This is a genomic window from Dolichospermum sp. FACHB-1250 (genome assembly GCF_014696335.1).
Classification (GTDB): domain Bacteria; phylum Cyanobacteriota; class Cyanobacteriia; order Cyanobacteriales; family Nostocaceae; genus Dolichospermum; species Dolichospermum planctonicum.
Map to the genome: position 1 here is coordinate 36216 of NZ_JACJPZ010000022.1, position 15506 is coordinate 51721.

Below are 15506 nucleotides of genomic sequence, written 5' to 3' on the forward strand. Positions count from 1 at the left end.
AACTAATAACCAACAAGTAATAACTAATAACTAATAACCAATGACCAACAACTAATGACCAATGACTAATAAAACACCTGATTGGATAAGATTGCATAAAGCCTTAGCATTTGAAGCGGAAAATGGCTTTATAGATTTACTAGGTAAGCAACACCGCTTTAGTGAATTTTTGAGTTTGACCTTTGGTAAATTTCCTCCAGGTTTACCCCAAAAAGAACGTTCTCGTTGGCAAGAAATAGCAATACAATTTGCCAATTATCCAAATTTGGCATTAGCAGAAAAAAAGGATTTAGTAGCAGAAGTTAGAAAATATCTGAATCAACTAGAAGAAGAATTAGAAACAAAAACTCCCCCCAAAATTTACGAACTTAAAAATCAAAATCCCACCACTCCAATTGTTGCCGAAGTCAGTAAAAAACCAGTTCCCAAAATTGATCAAAAACTCAGCATTTTACCAGAAATCGGTATTAAAAAAGCTGAAAGTTTAGCCCGATTAGATTTACATACCGTCCGTGATTTATTATTTTATTATCCTCGTGATCATATTGATTATGGCCGTCAGGTAAATATTAGTGAATTAACGGGAGGGGAAACAGTAACTATCATAGCGACGGTAAAACGGTTTAATTTCTTTACCAGTCCTAAAAATAAAAAATTATCAATTTTAGAATTAATTCTCAAAGATAATACAGGACAAATTAAAGTTAGCAGATTTTTTGCAGGTGCGCGTTTTACTAGTCGTGGTTGGCAGGAAACCTTAAAACGCAACTATCCCGTAGGTAGTATGTTGGCAGCTTGTGGATTAGTCAAAGGCAGTAAATATGGATTAACTTTGGATAACCCAGAATTGGAAGTTTTAGCAAATCCTGGAGATCCTATTGATTCTTTAACTATTGGGCGAGTTGTGCCTATTTATAGCTTAACTGAAGGGGTAGTAGCTAATACTGTCAGACAGGCTGTAATGGCGGCTTTAACAGCAGTAGTTAATTTAAAAGATCCTTTGCCTAAAGGTTTACGAGAAAAATATGATTTAATGGAATTAAAAGAAGCTATTCCTAATATTCATTTTCCTAAAGATAGTGACTCTTTAAAAACTGCTCGTCGTCGCTTAGTATTTGATGAATTTTTCTATTTACAAGTTGGTTTGTTACAACGTCAAAAACAAGCTAAAGCAATTCAAACTGGTGCTGTTCTTACACCCAAGGGAAAATTATTAGAAAAATTTCAGAAAATTCTCCCCTTTAAATTTACCGGCGCACAGCAACGAGTTATTAATGAAATTCTCACCGATTTACAAAAACCTACACCCATGAATCGTTTAGTTCAAGGTGATGTTGGTTCAGGTAAAACTGTTGTTGCTGTTATGGCTATTTTAGCTGCAATTCAATCAGGTTATCAAGCGGCGTTAATGGCTCCCACGGAAGTATTAGCAGAACAGCATTATCGTAAGTTAGTTAGTTGGTTTAACCTGCTACATTTGCCTGTTGAATTATTAACAGGTTCGACAAAAATAGCTAAAAGACGAGAAATTCATTCTCAATTAGAAACCGGTGAATTACCTTTATTAGTTGGGACTCATGCCTTAATTCAAGATAAAGTTAATTTTCAAAGATTGGGTTTAGTGGTAATAGATGAACAGCATCGTTTTGGGGTACAACAAAGGGCAAAATTACAACAAAAAGGCGAACAACCTCATGTTTTAACAATGACCGCTACTCCTATTCCTCGCACTTTGGCATTAACAGTACATGGAGATTTAGATGTTAGTCAAATTGATGAATTACCACCAGGAAGACAACAAATTAAAACCACTTTATTGACTGGTCATCAAAGAACCCAAGCTTATGATTTAATCCGTCGAGAAGTTGCCCAAGGTAGACAGGTTTATGTAGTTTTGCCTTTGGTAGAAGAGTCGGAAAAATTAGATTTGCGTTCCGCTGTAGAGGAACATCAAAAATTACAAGAAAGCGTTTTTCCTGATTTTCAAGTTGGGTTATTACATGGACGCATGACTTCAGCGGAAAAAGAGGAAGCTATTCACAAATTCCGCGATAATGAAACTCAAATTATCGTTTCTACCACTGTAATTGAGGTGGGGGTAGATGTGCCTAATGCTACGGTAATGTTGATTGAACACGCGGAAAGATTCGGTTTATCACAATTACACCAATTACGGGGGCGTGTAGGAAGGGGTGCAGCGCAATCTTACTGCTTATTAATGAGTAGTTCCAGAAGTGCAGATGCCCAACAACGTTTAAAAGTATTGGAACAGTCTCAAGATGGGTTTTTTATCTCTGAAATGGATATGCGGTTTCGCGGTCCGGGGGAAGTGATGGGAACTCGCCAATCAGGTGTAGCAGATTTTACCTTAGCTAGTTTGGTGGAAGATGAGGATGTTTTGCTGTTAGCACGACAAGCAGCGGAAAAAGTGATTGATATTGATGCAAGTTTAGCCCGTTGGCCATTAATGCAGGATGAGTTAAAGTATAGGTATGGGCGGTTAATGGGTGGCGCGATTTTGACTTGATTTAGTAAGTTCAAATCATTATTTTAATTTGTGTATTGACATACTCACCGACCTAAAGGCACGATGATTTTTGACACTTCACAGAAAAAAGTAAAGTTCTCTGGTGTCGTTTCTTGTTGTTTTTCTTTTCTATACATTTTAATTGACTTTGGTGCAGGGATTTTTACTTATTTTATCCTTTTTTCTCCCACTTTATTCACTTTTTATCCTCCTGTATCTCTTCCTTTGTCTAGCTTTTCAGCTTATTCAGCAAGCCCTATTTAGCATAATTTAAAAATTGAAAAAATTAAAAAAAAATTGAAAAATTAGTGATCTTTTCTTGATCAGATCAAGAAAAGATCACTTTTCTTTTCTTCTTTACCCCCGACTTTGAAAACCCGCTGCCAAGGAGGGGGTGAGGGAGGGGTTAACCACGGCTAATTTTAGAAAGTGAAAGTGGTCCGTAAAGTACCAACGTATTCGGCGCTGTTCCTGTCGTTATGCTCAGGATTCAAGATGACTATTACACCTGGAGTAACAAGGATATTATCAGAAAGCTTCACTTTGTAAAGACCTTCTATATGATAAGAAGTGTTAGCATCTCTGGTAACATCTTTACCACCGGTCAATTTAGGTGATTGACCGACGATTAAACCCAAAGTATTACCTTCTCTAATGAAGTCTTTGATACCCAAAGTACCAGCCCAGTACCAGATTTCTCCACTCCTGGTAGTACCGGATAAAGTGCTGGCAGCGGTATAACCACCCCAGCCACCTAGGGTGATATTCTTTGTGGGTTGGAGCGTAGCTTGTATACCGTAGTTACTTGCCTCTGCCGCAACATTTGTTCCAAAGGGATTATTTGCCTTACCGCTGCCAGTAGAACCTAAGAGATTGGTTTTTAGACCAATTCCGCGCTGATAAGTGTGAGCGTAGGTCAAACCAATGTTGATAGCTGGGTTAGGCTTCAAAGCTAACTGACCGAAAATAGTATTATCACCGTTGAATAGCCCATTACCAGGAGCAGGATTATTAGCCAGAGTCCTGTCGTTACTTCCATCTTTCAGTGCTTGAGCCATATAAGCTGCACTCAAGCCCAATTTACCATTAGGATTGATGTTAACAGTAATACCTGCTCCGTCACCTGCTTGACGATAAATGGGGCTGAAACGTCCGTAGCGAGATAAGGCACCTGAACCACTGCTTCTAAAGTCAGGGTTGAAAACATTGACGTTCTCGTTTAACTCAGCACCAGTAGCATCAATTTTGACACGAATGTTGTCTTTTAAATTGAAAGCGTAGTTGAGTTTGTCAATAGTTACGGCGTTCTTGTCCTCTGCACTACCGTCATAACCCAAACGGGTCATGTTAGTACCAGTGATATCTTTATTATTGATAATATTCCGACCTTGCAAACGAGTTTGCAATTGGTCTGTACCAGTGAAACTGCTGTTCAAACTCAACCGCACCCGGTCAGATAAGGTTGAGCTGTTGCCTAACTTTTGATTCGGTGTGTTACCAGATTGAACCGCTACCTTATCCCCAAAGGCTTGGGAGACGCTGAAAATAGCTTCCCCAGATAGTTTGGTGGTGGTAGAAAATTGATTAGCTTCTAGTTCGCCGGTACGAGCTTCTAAAGCATCTACTTGACCGCGCAGAGTTGCCAATTCAGTAGAAAATTCTTCTTGTAACCGCTGTAAAGTGGCTAAATCCTGCTTACTTACCATTTCAGCAGTAGCAGTAGCAATAAGTTCATTAACGCGGTCTAAGCAGGAATTTAAACCAGCGGCAAATTCATAACGAGTTAAAGAGCGATTACCACGGAAAGTACCGTTGGGATAACCAGCCGCACAACCATAACGTTCAACTAAGGATTGTAAAGCTTGAAACGCCCAATCTGTGGGCTGTACGTCGGAAAATTTAGAAACAGATGTTACTTGACTCAGGTTGTTGGACTCTTGGGACAACTCAGCAACACTTGTCACTTTACCATTAACTTCACCAGCAAAGGCACTGTTACCGGCCAGTAAGGTTAAGGCCACAGCAGGGCTAACTTTGAGGATATTCCAGAAAGCTTTTTTCATAAATTTTAATTTCTCTCACACCTAAACGAACTAAGTTTATGGTAAAGTCCCTCTTCAGGAAGTTACACATAAGTTTTATGATTTGATTCTACATCATAAATAACACTTAACACAACTGAACATCAAAATTTTTATACGAAGTTATAATTTTTGTATTTTTTCATCTTATGATTATGATTGGGTAAACACAGGGTTATGAACCAGACTTTATTGTCAAAAATAGTCTATAACATGGGGGGGGTGAAAATCAAATCCGTAACCGATAATTATCAAGCGTTGGGTGCGTCAAGCGTTGGGTACGTTACTAATCGCTAACACACCGGACGTGATGTATAAGATTTTGGTGCGTTACTAATCGCTAACACACCCTACGTAAATTAATTTCTGCCCGAAATCCAATTTAACAACGTTGACCAGTTACAATATATGTAACTCGTTGGGCAATGTTGGTAGCGTGATCTGCCATGCGTTCTAAACACCGAATTGCTAAGGTTAAGAGTAAAATTGGTTCAATTACTCCCGGAAAATCCTGAATGTGGGCAAAAGTTTGATAAAGATGCTCATAAGCATTGTCTACAGCATCATCTAACTGATTCATCCGTTGTCCACCAGTTTCGTCCAAATCGGCTAAAGCGACTAAGCACGTTGCTAACATTGCTTGGGCGTGTTGAGACATAATAGCAATCTTTGGTAAAGAACTATGGGGGGGATAGGGAAAGATTTTAATGGCAATATCTGCTAGATCTTTGGCATAATCCCCAATGCGTTCTAAATCACGGACTAATTGCATAAAAGCACTTAAACACCGTAAATCCTGTTCCGTGGGTGATTGATGGGTGATAATGGTGGTGCAGTCTGATTCTATTTGCCGATAAAAGCGGTCAATTTTTTTATCTAGTCGGGGTATTTGTTCCGCTGCCATTAAGTCGCGGTTAAATAGGGCTTGGTGACAGAGCCGAAATGATTGTTCTACTAAAGCACCCATACGTAATAAATCCCGCTCTAAACGCCTAATGGAACGTTTTATTTGGGGTGTTTCATGATTTGCTGTATAAAGTACAGTTTCCACGCTGATCATATTAAAAAAAGTATATATTGTCTTAACTATAGTCAAGACTGAGGTGAATTTGTGATCATTTGCGGAAATTGAACTTGTATCCAAGCACCACCAGTGTCTGGATGGTTCATGGCCTGAATTGAACCACCATGGGCAATAACTATTTGCTGGACAATGGCCAAACCTAAACCACTACCAGCAATTCCCGTGGGAGAATTTACTTTATTGACTGGTGAACGATAACGAGCTTTATCCCCTCGATAAAACCGTTCAAATACATGAGGTAAGTCACTAATAGCAAAACCAATACCGGAATCAATAATATTGATTTCCATTATATCACCATTATCAGTAGAAATTATTTTAGTCTCAATGCGAATAGTTGTCGCAGGGGGACTATATTTAATGCTATTATCTAGTAAGTTGACAAATACTTGATAAAGTCGGGATTTATCTCCTTGAATTTCAATACTTTCTAAACCAGAATAGGCTATACTTAGAGATTGAAGTTGGGCAATTGGTTCTAGGGTTTGCCATGCTGAGGCGATAAGCGATCGCATTTCCACCATTTCTAAATTTAACTGCATGGAGGGGTTATTTTCTATTTGTGTCAGTTCTAACCAACTTTGTACTAAATTAATTAGTCGGTCAACTTCTTGCATCAGCCTATTAACCCAACGATCTAAGGGTGGTTCTAACCGAGTTAAAAGGGTTTCCACTACTAGACGAATTGCAGTCAGGGGTGTTCTCAGTTCGTGAGCTAAATCGGAAAAAGAGCGATCGCGTTCTTGCTTGATATCTAACACCGGCTGGCAATTTTCCAAAAATACGCCTACTTGTCCGGTTGGTAAAGGTAAAGTAGAAGCCCGTAGGAACATAGACTTTAATTGTGTCATCACCTTAGCATCTTCACAAGGGGGATGAAAAACCCATTCTTGTACCTGCGGTTTTTGCCAATCACGAGTTTGTTCAATTAACTGATCTAATTCGTAGGATCTGACCAGTTCTAATAATAACCGGACTTGTCCTGGTTGCCATCTTTGGAGATATAATATTTCCCGTGCTTGCTGGTTACACCACAGGAGTTGGTTCTCTTCGTCTACCTGTAAATATCCCAGGGGTGCAAAATCCAGCAATTCCTGATAGGTAGATAGGGACTGCTGTAGATATTGTCGCTGTCTATTGACTATGGCAATTTCCTGACGTAAGCGAGGTCTCAGCAGCAGTTTGATATTCGTCATTTTCTGGGAAGGAGAATTGAACGGTTGCAGTAATCGCTCTAGATACCAGTTCAGATGAACTAGTTGCCAAACCCAAAAACCAAGGCCGACAGCTAAACCCAGTAAAAATCCCAGTAAGAACATGGAAGTTGTTAGTTGGTGTATTATCACTCAAAGCTAACAACTATCTTGACCAATTACCCAAATCTGTAACCAAAACCTCTCACAGTAACAATACATTCTGGATGACTGGGATCTATTTCTAATTTTTCTCGTAACCAGCGGATATGAACATCAACGGTTTTACTATCCCCAACAAAATCAGGTCCCCACACCTGATCTAGTAATTGCTCCCGTGACCATACCCGACGGGTATAATTCATAAAGAGTTCTAACAGCCGAAACTCTTTAGGAGACAAATTTACCTCCTCTCCACGCACCATAACCCGACACTCTCGAGCATTTAAAGTTATATCTTTGTGCTTGAGGATAGGGATTTGTGGTAGTATGCTTAAACGTTGGCGACGAAGTAACGCCCGACACCGCGCTACTAATTCCCGCATACTAAATGGTTTGGTGAGATAGTCGTCAGCACCGACTTCTAACCCTAGCACTCGGTCGGTTTCACTACCTTTAGCACTGAGCATTAAAATCGGCACTGAGTTACCTTGATGACGTAAAAAACGGCAAATATCGAGACCATTGATCTGGGGCAACATTAAATCTAATATCACTAAGTCTAAAGATAATTCCTCGGAATTATGTTCATAACTTTTGAGATATTCTACCGCTGCCCGGCCATCACTAGCTGTGATGATATCATATCCTTCCGCCTCTAAGGACACAACTATCATTTCTCGAATCAATTCTTCATCTTCGACTATGAAGATACGGCTGGTTTTTCCAATGTCCGCTTTCGCAGAATATTTAGCTAATTCGCTGGTATACATTAATTTTTTAAGTGTATAACAAAGCCTAGTATATGGGAAATCATGCCCAGAAGATATTGATTTTAATTTTTTCTATTTGGTTTATTTGTAAATTTTTGTAGCAGTAATTTTCCTTTGTCAGTCCAAATTATCATCCTTTTGTAGTCAGGGCTTTAGTTAATGTCCGGGATTGAAGTATCTGAATTAACTATGTATGCTACCATCAGGCATAATCGCACCTGTTAAGAATGTTTCGCTCATATCTGTAGCATTTAAATTTGCACCTGTTAAATTAACTTCGCACAAATTAGCCTCGCTTAAATCAGCACCGCTCAAGTCTGCTCCTTGTAAGTCTGCTTTCCACATTCTCACACCCCCCATTTTCGCACCACTCAAGTTTGCACCCCGGAGATTTGCAGCAGAAATTGAGGCCATGTGTAAATTAGCATCACATAAATTAGCACCACTTAACAATGCCCCGCTGAGGTCGGATTCGTTTAAATGTGCCATTTCCAATGTAGCTTGAGTTAAATCAGAACCACAGAGAATAATTTCAGATAAGTGCGCTCCTTTTAACTTTGCTCCTTGTAAATTGGCTTTACTCAAATTAGCTCCACTTAAAAAAGCATCTGTCAGATTTGCTCCTCTTAAATCTGCTCTACCAAAGTCCACACCACCCAAGTTGACTCCTTCTAGGTTTGCTCCTTTTAATACAATGCCATTAAAACTTCTTTCTCCTGTCGCGTATCTAGCTAAAAGTTCTTGAACATTCATATATAGACCTTGATAAAGGGAACAGGGAAATTAGTATACATCTTTGATTATCAATTAAATGATACAATATAACAGCTAACCTTAATGCTTCTGTATTCATGAATAATAGCAGTTTAAAACTAGGCAAATATCTAACTTTAGAAGAATTTTGTACCTGCACTCAAACTTATCATAAATACGCCCAAAATATCAACCCCTATCCACAAAATCTACCGGAAGTAATTCCGGCTTTACAGGATTTAAACAAATTTATCATTGACCCAATTATAGATTATTTTGGTAGAGATAAATTTGATCTTACCTACGGTTTTTGTTCTTCAGACTTAAAAAAGTATCTTGAGAAAAAAGACCCAGTTACAGGTCAAAAAAATGGGCGTGTAGCCCCAAATCTTGACCAACATATTAGTCATGAAATTAACAAGAATGGTCAATATTACTGTCAAAGATTAGGTGCGGCTTGTGATTTTTTGATTAGAGACTTACCCAGCACAGAATTAGTACAATGGATATTACAAAGTAAACTACCTTTTGATTCCCTATATTTTTATAGTAACTATCAACCAATTCACATTAGTTATGGACAACAACATAAACGGGATATTTGGACATTTAATAACTTAGGAACACCGACAAAAAAAGGAATTGAAACCTGGATAAAACTAGCAAAACAAACAAAACAAACTTAAAGAAACCTCTATTCCTCCTCTGTGCGACTCTCGGAGCGTGCGTGAGTAACATTCTTCTTTTTTTGTCGAGTTTTCAAAGCTGCTTTAAGTGCTTTTAACTTATAAGCATCCGCATCCTTGCACCAACTTAACCTATAACCGTTAATAACAGTGCAATTTTCTTTTAAGCATTTTTTCCAACCAGAAAGATGACTAATACTGTGCCAATTATCCAAAAGTCCTCTATTTTCTTCTTGACGAGTTAATTTAGCAAATTTCTCATATTGGGGATAATCGGGAGTGACTAAAGTATCTATTTGGTGTAGTATTGGTGGGTCATCTTCTAGATCATAATCTTGATAAGTAACTTGCAAGTCTCTTAAATCAATTGTCATCACTTTTGATAACACTGGGTGGGGGTTGGTATCAAAATCAGGGTAAAATAAATAGGATATTTTCGGTGTTTTTAGATGGAATTTAATCACATTTGCGGATTCTAATCTGCCAATGGTACGACTAGCGCAGCCTTCATAAAGCCGTAATAAGGGGTCTATTGCTTGTAATGCGGAAATATGTACCAAAAGGGAATTAGGAAGTTTTTTACCTACTTTGCTTTCTTGACAACGTTTAATGATTAGTTCTGTATTTCCTAAACTACGTAACATTTGATCAGCGTCTAAACAAGCTTGTTTATAACTACTATATAAACCAATTATGTCCTCCTTTACCGCTGGTGCTAATTGTCCTAATCTGGGACGACGGCTAAAATTACACAGTGCTAAATAAACCATTAGATCTTGACGGCGTTTGTCAGCGATCGCTTGCCATTCTTCTGAGTCAGTTGCCTGTATAATGACATTAAAAGCCCGGCGTAAACTCCCAAATTCCTGAGCAATTTCCGCCTCTTGGGGTAATTCACCTTTAATCGGAAGTCTTCCCCGTTCTGTGATAAAATTCATCAGGGGAGTCAATAATTCTTGGTATTCCTGAAACTGTTTCACACAATTACGTATTCTAGGGGTAGTAGCACGAGACCGGAAACGAGAAACCCGAAATAACTCCGCGTTAGCTTCATCTCGAAAGACAAAATAAATACCCAAGTCCACGGGAATAGCATCCACTCCTAACACTTGGTCAATGTAAATTTTTAATTCTTCTTGTTCATAATATTTCTGAAATGTGTTACGATTAGTGATCACTCCGTCGCCATAGGCAATGACACCGCGTTTAATGTCGGCTATCAACACCTGAGCGGCTACTAACAGTACCCTTTGAGTGAGTTCCCAGGCTTGAATTAGGGCTTCCCGGCGCTCGCTAGTATTTTCAATGACATTGATCACAAAACCAATATTAACAATATCCGCAGCCATGCGGGGTGTGTCTGGGGAATAGTACGGGTCCCAGCCAGAACTTATATAACCTTGTTCAGCCATACGAGTCACATCTCCACCATGTCCACAACCGTAGTCAAAAAAGGTGGTTTCTGGACTAAATAAGCCAGATTCCAGGGCTAAACGGACGGGACGGGATAAATCAGGACGGATAATTGCGGCTTTGTGACGCTCTATTTTTGGGACTATGGTTGTGGCTACAGAACGGCTTTCCCGTTGAATTAAGTGATGTCCCTGAATTTCCACTCCAAAAATTTGTAGCCTTTGTTCCCAACCTAACTTAGTACCAATGCCTTTAGTATGATTAAGTAGACCTAAAGCTACTTGAGTGCGAGTTAAGGCGGCGAACTCTGCATACAAAGGATATTCTGGGGTAACAAAAGTTTCTTTGCGGTGTAAAATGGGGGGATTTTCCGAATCGCTGTAATCCCGATAACCAACCTCTAGAGTTGCTAAATCCACCTGAATACTATAGTGTAAAGATGGATGAGGGTCTGTATCAAAATCAGGATAAAATAAATAGGAAATTTTCGGTTTATTGGTGCTAAATTTAACTATAGTTGCTGACTGAACTTGAGGTAAAGCCCTACGAACGCAACCTTCATATTCTTGCAGCCAAGGGTCAAGAGTATGTAATGCTAAAACATGAATGTAAAAAGCATCAGGTAAAATTTTGCCAAAGGGACTATTTTGGCAATATTGAATTATGTTACCGAGTTCAAGAGGATAAAACTTGGAGAGGTTTTCCTCAAGGGTATGGGTGATATTGTCAGGTTCAAACATGAATCTGTCATCTTGTAAAAATAGAGATAACCTGATTAAAATTACTTTAGTACAAAAAGCTGAAAATGGGAATAAAAAACGTAATAACTTAGACAAAAACCGATCAAAGCCTGATTTCTCTCCGTCCTCTGTGTCCTCTGTGTCCTAGTAGGTTCGTTCTTATATTCATCAAATATAGCAAAAAGAGCGAAAAGGCCAGAAACAAAAATTTGAGATGAGTAAAGTTTTGTTAATTCATATAAATTGACAATTCTTGATTAAAATTAAGATATTTGTCTAATTATTAAATTTTTAATAATACTTATATCTAGTTGTGGATTTATGCAGTCACTTAATATGAGAATTGTGTAATCTGAAAACAACTAACTAATGATTAAATAGAGGTCTAATGACTCCCACAATCATGCGTCAGCTTTGGTCTATAATTGAAGCTACCCACACAGTAACGCTTTTGCAGCTTGATGATGATAGTTTAGTGCAGTGGTTGGTAAAACAAATCACTAATCAAGCCTTCTTAGATGCCAGTGAGATTGATTTCCTCTGTGATTATATTCAATCTCGGCTGAGTCTGATTCGTGATTTAGCTTATGAACGTCAACAAACATGATTAAGTGTCTATGCTATTTATTTAATTACTGATGGTAAATAACCCTCTACTAAGCAGTCAGAACCAACAATTCGCCAACTTACCCGTTCCAGAGGTAAAGCTTGAGTCATACTGGTTAAACCTAAATCTCCTACAGGTGTGGGAGCATGATTTCCACCAATAATTTTGGGGGCGATAAATGCCATAATTTTTTGGACTGCGCCTTGAGCGATCGCATTAGCTGCTAAAATACCACCACATTCCCATAGCACGCTACAAAAACCGCGCTCATATAAATGAGTCATAACTTGTTCTGGAGTCAGTGATCTAAATTCCAATACCTCCACCCCTTTTTCCCGCAGCATATTTTGAAAAGTCTGTGAGCTACCAACCTCCGTAAAAACTAAAGTTGGAGCTTCCCGAGTATCCCACAAGCGAGCTTGTTCTGGTAAATTCAGACTTCGACTCATCACTACTCGCAGGGGATTGTGAGCATTACTGTTATGACTAGTTAAATAAGGGTTATCTTGTATCACAGTGTTTCCACCGACAACAACAGCATCACAAGCGGCTCTGAGGCGATGAACCTCCGTGCGGGCATCTTGATTTGTTACCCAAGTACTATGACCGGAAGTAGTAGCAATTTTGCCATCTAAGGTCATAGCATATTTCAAAATCCCTAAAGGCCGCTGATAGAGAATACGATGAATAAACCCTTCATTTAATCGCCGACAAGCTGCTTCTTCCACGCCGACGACAACTTCTATACCAGCGGCACGTAATCGCGCCATACCGCCACCAGCGACTAGGGGATTAGGATCAACCATTCCCACCACCACCTTAGACACTCCAGCATTAATTAATGCTTCTGAACAGGGGGGAGTGCGTCCATAGTGGTTGCAGGGTTCAAGACTGACATAAATAGTGCTGCCTCGCGCTCGTTCTCCCGCTGCTCTGAGAGCAAAAACTTCTGCATGAGGTTCACCTGCACGGGGATGAAACCCTTCCCCCACAACCTCCCCATTTTGAACAACTACCGCCCCGACTAAGGGATTTGGTGAAGTCTGCCCCAAGGCCATAGCAGCTAGTTCCAGACAGCGTAGCATCATCGCAGAATCAAAGTCATTAGCGATTATTTCTGTGACTACAGGCTGTTCTACAAGAGGATCTTCAGGAAAAGATAGGGATGTTGGCGAGATTTCCGGGTGCTTATCCATTGGACTTATGAGTTACGAATTAATTTTATCTGCTGCCACCAGCGATTAAGAGGATAATAAACTACCGGTGCCCACAAACTGCTAAGAATTGCCGATGCTAGGGTAACACGCTGGTAATAGATCCAAATGCTGGCTACATGACGATTTCCTGCCAAAGACAACTGCACAGCAAAAATAGTATCTGCGACCACAGCCATCCCAAATACAATTAAAGCAATAGAAATAAAGTCTTCTTGAATAAACCGCTGCTTTTGGATTAGTGCCGTTAACATCCCTATTATTCCCAAACCCAAGGCATGAGTTGGATCTGGTGATGTCATTGCGTCTTGCAATAGCCCCAAAATAATACCTGATAGTATGCCAGATAATACTGAGCGATTTACACTCCAAGATACCACCCAAATTAGTAGCCAGTTAGGAGCTATGCCTAATAACTCCATACCGGGGAGGCGAGTTGGCAACATTAGTAAACATAACAGCACTGTCCCGAATGTGATCATCCAATCTATAAATTGACACCACCAAGGATGCCATTGGACTAATGGCGGAATCAAAAAACGGGATTTTCGGGCTGGTGTTGCTGCTTTTTTGTTCCTTTCTCCAGGAAATCCGGGTATTTTCATCGTTTCGGTGATTGGTGATTATCTTTTATCAGCAGATATTGAAGCATTCCCAAGATTTGAAAAAAGCTTAGAGCAGCAATTACAAGAAGCTGAAATACAAAAGTCAAACTCCATAACCTAACTTTAACCACAAAATGTTAAATCTAGTAACGTTGAATGATAAAAAAACAACGTGAAAGCACAAGTATTTAGAGGCGTAAATCAATTATCTTACGAAGAAGTCCCAGTTCCCACACTGGAAGCAGATGAAGTTTTGGTGCAGGTGCGGGTTGTCGGTTTGTGTCAGTCAGATATTAAAAAGATTCGCTATCCTTTGTATGAACCGCCACGCATATTTGGACATGAAACTGCTGGAACTATTGCGGCTGTTGGTTCTCAGGTGCAAGGGTGGCAAGTAGGACAACGGGTAGCGGTGATGCACCATATACCATGTATGCGTTGCGCCTATTGCTTAAATGATAATTTTTCCATGTGCGATGTTTATAAAAATATCTCCACTAGCGCGGGTTTTAACCCCAGTGGCGGCGGTTTTGCTGAGTATGTCAAAGTTCCAGCCCACATTGTGGAAAATGGTGGCTTAATTCCCATTCCTGATCATATCAGTTTTGAAGAAGCTAGTTTTGTTGAACCTACTAATTGCTGTTTAAAAGCTGTTAAAAAAGCTCAAATTGCACCTGGACAAACTGTACTGGTCACTGGTGCAGGTCCCATTGGTTTAATGTTTATGATGTTGGTGAAGTTCTTTGGGGCTAAAGCGATCGCTACAGACCTCTTACCTTCTAGAATTGAAAAAGCTCTAGCAGTAGGCGCACAAGCAGCTTTTGATGCCCGTGATCCTAATTTAACTGCGAAAGTTCAAGCTTTGACTGGGGGTATGGGTGTCGATGTCACTTTATTAGCTGTTCCTAGCGATAAAGCGTTTTTTCAAGCTTTGGACTGTACTCGCAAAGGTGGAAAAATCCTATTTTTTGCGGAATTTCCTGATGAGTTGACTATTCCCATTAATCCTAATATCCTCTATCGTCGAGAAATCGATTTAATGGGTAGTTATAGTTCATCCTACCGTTTACAAAGTCTATCTGCGGATATTGTCTTTAATCGCCGCATTGATGTTAAAGCTTTAATTAGCGATCGCTATCCCCTACAAGATCTACCACAAGCCGTAGACCAAGCGATCGCCCCGACAGCAGAAACTTATAAAATCTTAATCTATCCCTAAGAAAACCAGGGGAGAGGGGGTTTGAAACTGAAAGCATTTATGAAGTTTTATATCATTTCTTAATTTTGTAGTTTACACTACAGATTTTTATGTAATCTTGTAGATTATAAGCAGCATAGAAGAAATGTAATCATATTTATTTAAGATTCTGTAGTTTACACTACAGATTTTTGTGTTATCATCAGATTGCAGGAAGTAGGAAATTATTTCTTAGTAAATAAATACAGGGAGGTAGTGTCATGTCTATTCAAGAAAAAGCTCGTCAATTGATGGTGCGTCAACATCAGCAAGCTAAAAACCGTCAACAATCCATGTTGATGCGTGCTGCACAAGAACTTGGTTTGCATGAAGGAATGTCTCACTATTGGAATCCCATTCAAGGTAAGATGGATGCAACTACGCAGACCCTTTATGGACGTAGCCAAGCGACTATGAGTTAAGAGAAAAAGAAA

The 15506-nt window shown here is 39.4% G+C and carries 13 protein-coding genes; 5 read left to right on the top strand and 8 right to left on the bottom strand.

Features of this window, described 5'->3' with window-relative positions; genetic code table 11:
• Positions 1 to 61 precede the first annotated feature (61 nt).
• Positions 62 to 2527, top strand: coding sequence for an ATP-dependent DNA helicase RecG (gene recG / locus H6F39_RS09910; protein WP_190396634.1), 2466 nt, complete (start codon positions 62 to 64; stop codon positions 2525 to 2527).
• Between the two features lie 422 nt (positions 2528 to 2949).
• On the opposite strand, the gene H6F39_RS09915 is transcribed toward recG, so the two are convergent.
• The 5 genes from H6F39_RS09915 to H6F39_RS09935 all read right to left on the bottom strand — a co-directional run bounded on the left by H6F39_RS09915 (position 2950) and on the right by H6F39_RS09935 (position 8570).
• Positions 2950 to 4590, bottom strand: coding sequence for an iron uptake porin (locus H6F39_RS09915; protein WP_190396635.1), 1641 nt, complete (start codon positions 4588 to 4590; stop codon positions 2950 to 2952).
• Between the two features lie 400 nt (positions 4591 to 4990).
• Positions 4991 to 5668, bottom strand: coding sequence for a phosphate signaling complex protein PhoU (phoU, locus tag H6F39_RS09920; RefSeq protein ID WP_199290900.1), 678 nt, complete (start codon positions 5666 to 5668; stop codon positions 4991 to 4993).
• Positions 5669 to 5700: 32 nt separating this feature from the next.
• Positions 5701 to 7011, bottom strand: coding sequence for a cell wall metabolism sensor histidine kinase WalK (locus tag H6F39_RS09925; RefSeq protein ID WP_137907198.1), 1311 nt, complete (start codon positions 7009 to 7011; stop codon positions 5701 to 5703).
• 53 nt (positions 7012 to 7064) lie between these two features.
• Positions 7065 to 7817: a winged helix-turn-helix domain-containing protein gene (locus H6F39_RS09930; protein ID WP_137907199.1), complete on the bottom strand. Its 753-nt coding sequence runs from the start codon at positions 7815 to 7817 to the stop codon at positions 7065 to 7067.
• Between the two features lie 183 nt (positions 7818 to 8000).
• Positions 8001 to 8570, bottom strand: coding sequence for a pentapeptide repeat-containing protein (locus tag H6F39_RS09935; RefSeq protein WP_190371219.1), 570 nt, complete (start codon positions 8568 to 8570; stop codon positions 8001 to 8003).
• 98 nt (positions 8571 to 8668) lie between these two features.
• Here H6F39_RS09935 and H6F39_RS09940 point away from each other — a divergent pair, with 98 nt between their 5' ends.
• Positions 8669 to 9256, top strand: a complete 588-nt coding sequence (locus H6F39_RS09940) for a hypothetical protein (RefSeq protein WP_190396636.1) — start codon at positions 8669 to 8671, stop codon at positions 9254 to 9256.
• Between the two features lie 8 nt (positions 9257 to 9264).
• On the opposite strand, the gene H6F39_RS09945 is transcribed toward H6F39_RS09940, so the two are convergent.
• A complete protein-coding gene (locus H6F39_RS09945) occupies positions 9265 to 11409 on the bottom strand; it encodes a DNA phosphorothioation-associated putative methyltransferase (RefSeq protein WP_137907202.1) in 2145 nt (714 codons plus the stop codon).
• Between the two features lie 388 nt (positions 11410 to 11797).
• Here H6F39_RS09945 and H6F39_RS09950 point away from each other — a divergent pair, with 388 nt between their 5' ends.
• Complete coding sequence (locus H6F39_RS09950; protein ID WP_028085144.1) at positions 11798 to 12016, top strand: hypothetical protein; 219 nt, start codon at positions 11798 to 11800, stop codon at positions 12014 to 12016.
• 17 nt (positions 12017 to 12033) lie between these two features.
• Here the strand turns inward: H6F39_RS09950 and ribD are convergent, their stop codons facing one another.
• Together ribD and mreD are read right to left on the bottom strand one after the other, a co-directional pair.
• Complete coding sequence (ribD, locus tag H6F39_RS09955) at positions 12034 to 13212, bottom strand: bifunctional diaminohydroxyphosphoribosylaminopyrimidine deaminase/5-amino-6-(5-phosphoribosylamino)uracil reductase RibD (RefSeq protein ID WP_137907203.1); 1179 nt, start codon at positions 13210 to 13212, stop codon at positions 12034 to 12036.
• 5 nt (positions 13213 to 13217) lie between these two features.
• Positions 13218 to 13835, bottom strand: a complete 618-nt coding sequence (gene mreD / locus H6F39_RS09960; protein ID WP_137907204.1) for a rod shape-determining protein MreD — start codon at positions 13833 to 13835, stop codon at positions 13218 to 13220.
• Between the two features lie 172 nt (positions 13836 to 14007).
• Between mreD and H6F39_RS09965 the strand changes: the two genes are divergently transcribed.
• Positions 14008 to 15054 (top strand): alcohol dehydrogenase catalytic domain-containing protein, encoded by a 1047-nt coding sequence (locus H6F39_RS09965; protein ID WP_190396637.1) that lies wholly within the window; start codon positions 14008 to 14010, stop codon positions 15052 to 15054.
• A 239-nt stretch (positions 15055 to 15293) separates the two neighbouring features.
• Positions 15294 to 15494 (top strand): hypothetical protein, encoded by a 201-nt coding sequence (locus H6F39_RS09970; RefSeq protein WP_190396638.1) that lies wholly within the window; start codon positions 15294 to 15296, stop codon positions 15492 to 15494.
• Positions 15495 to 15506: the final 12 nt, after the last annotated feature.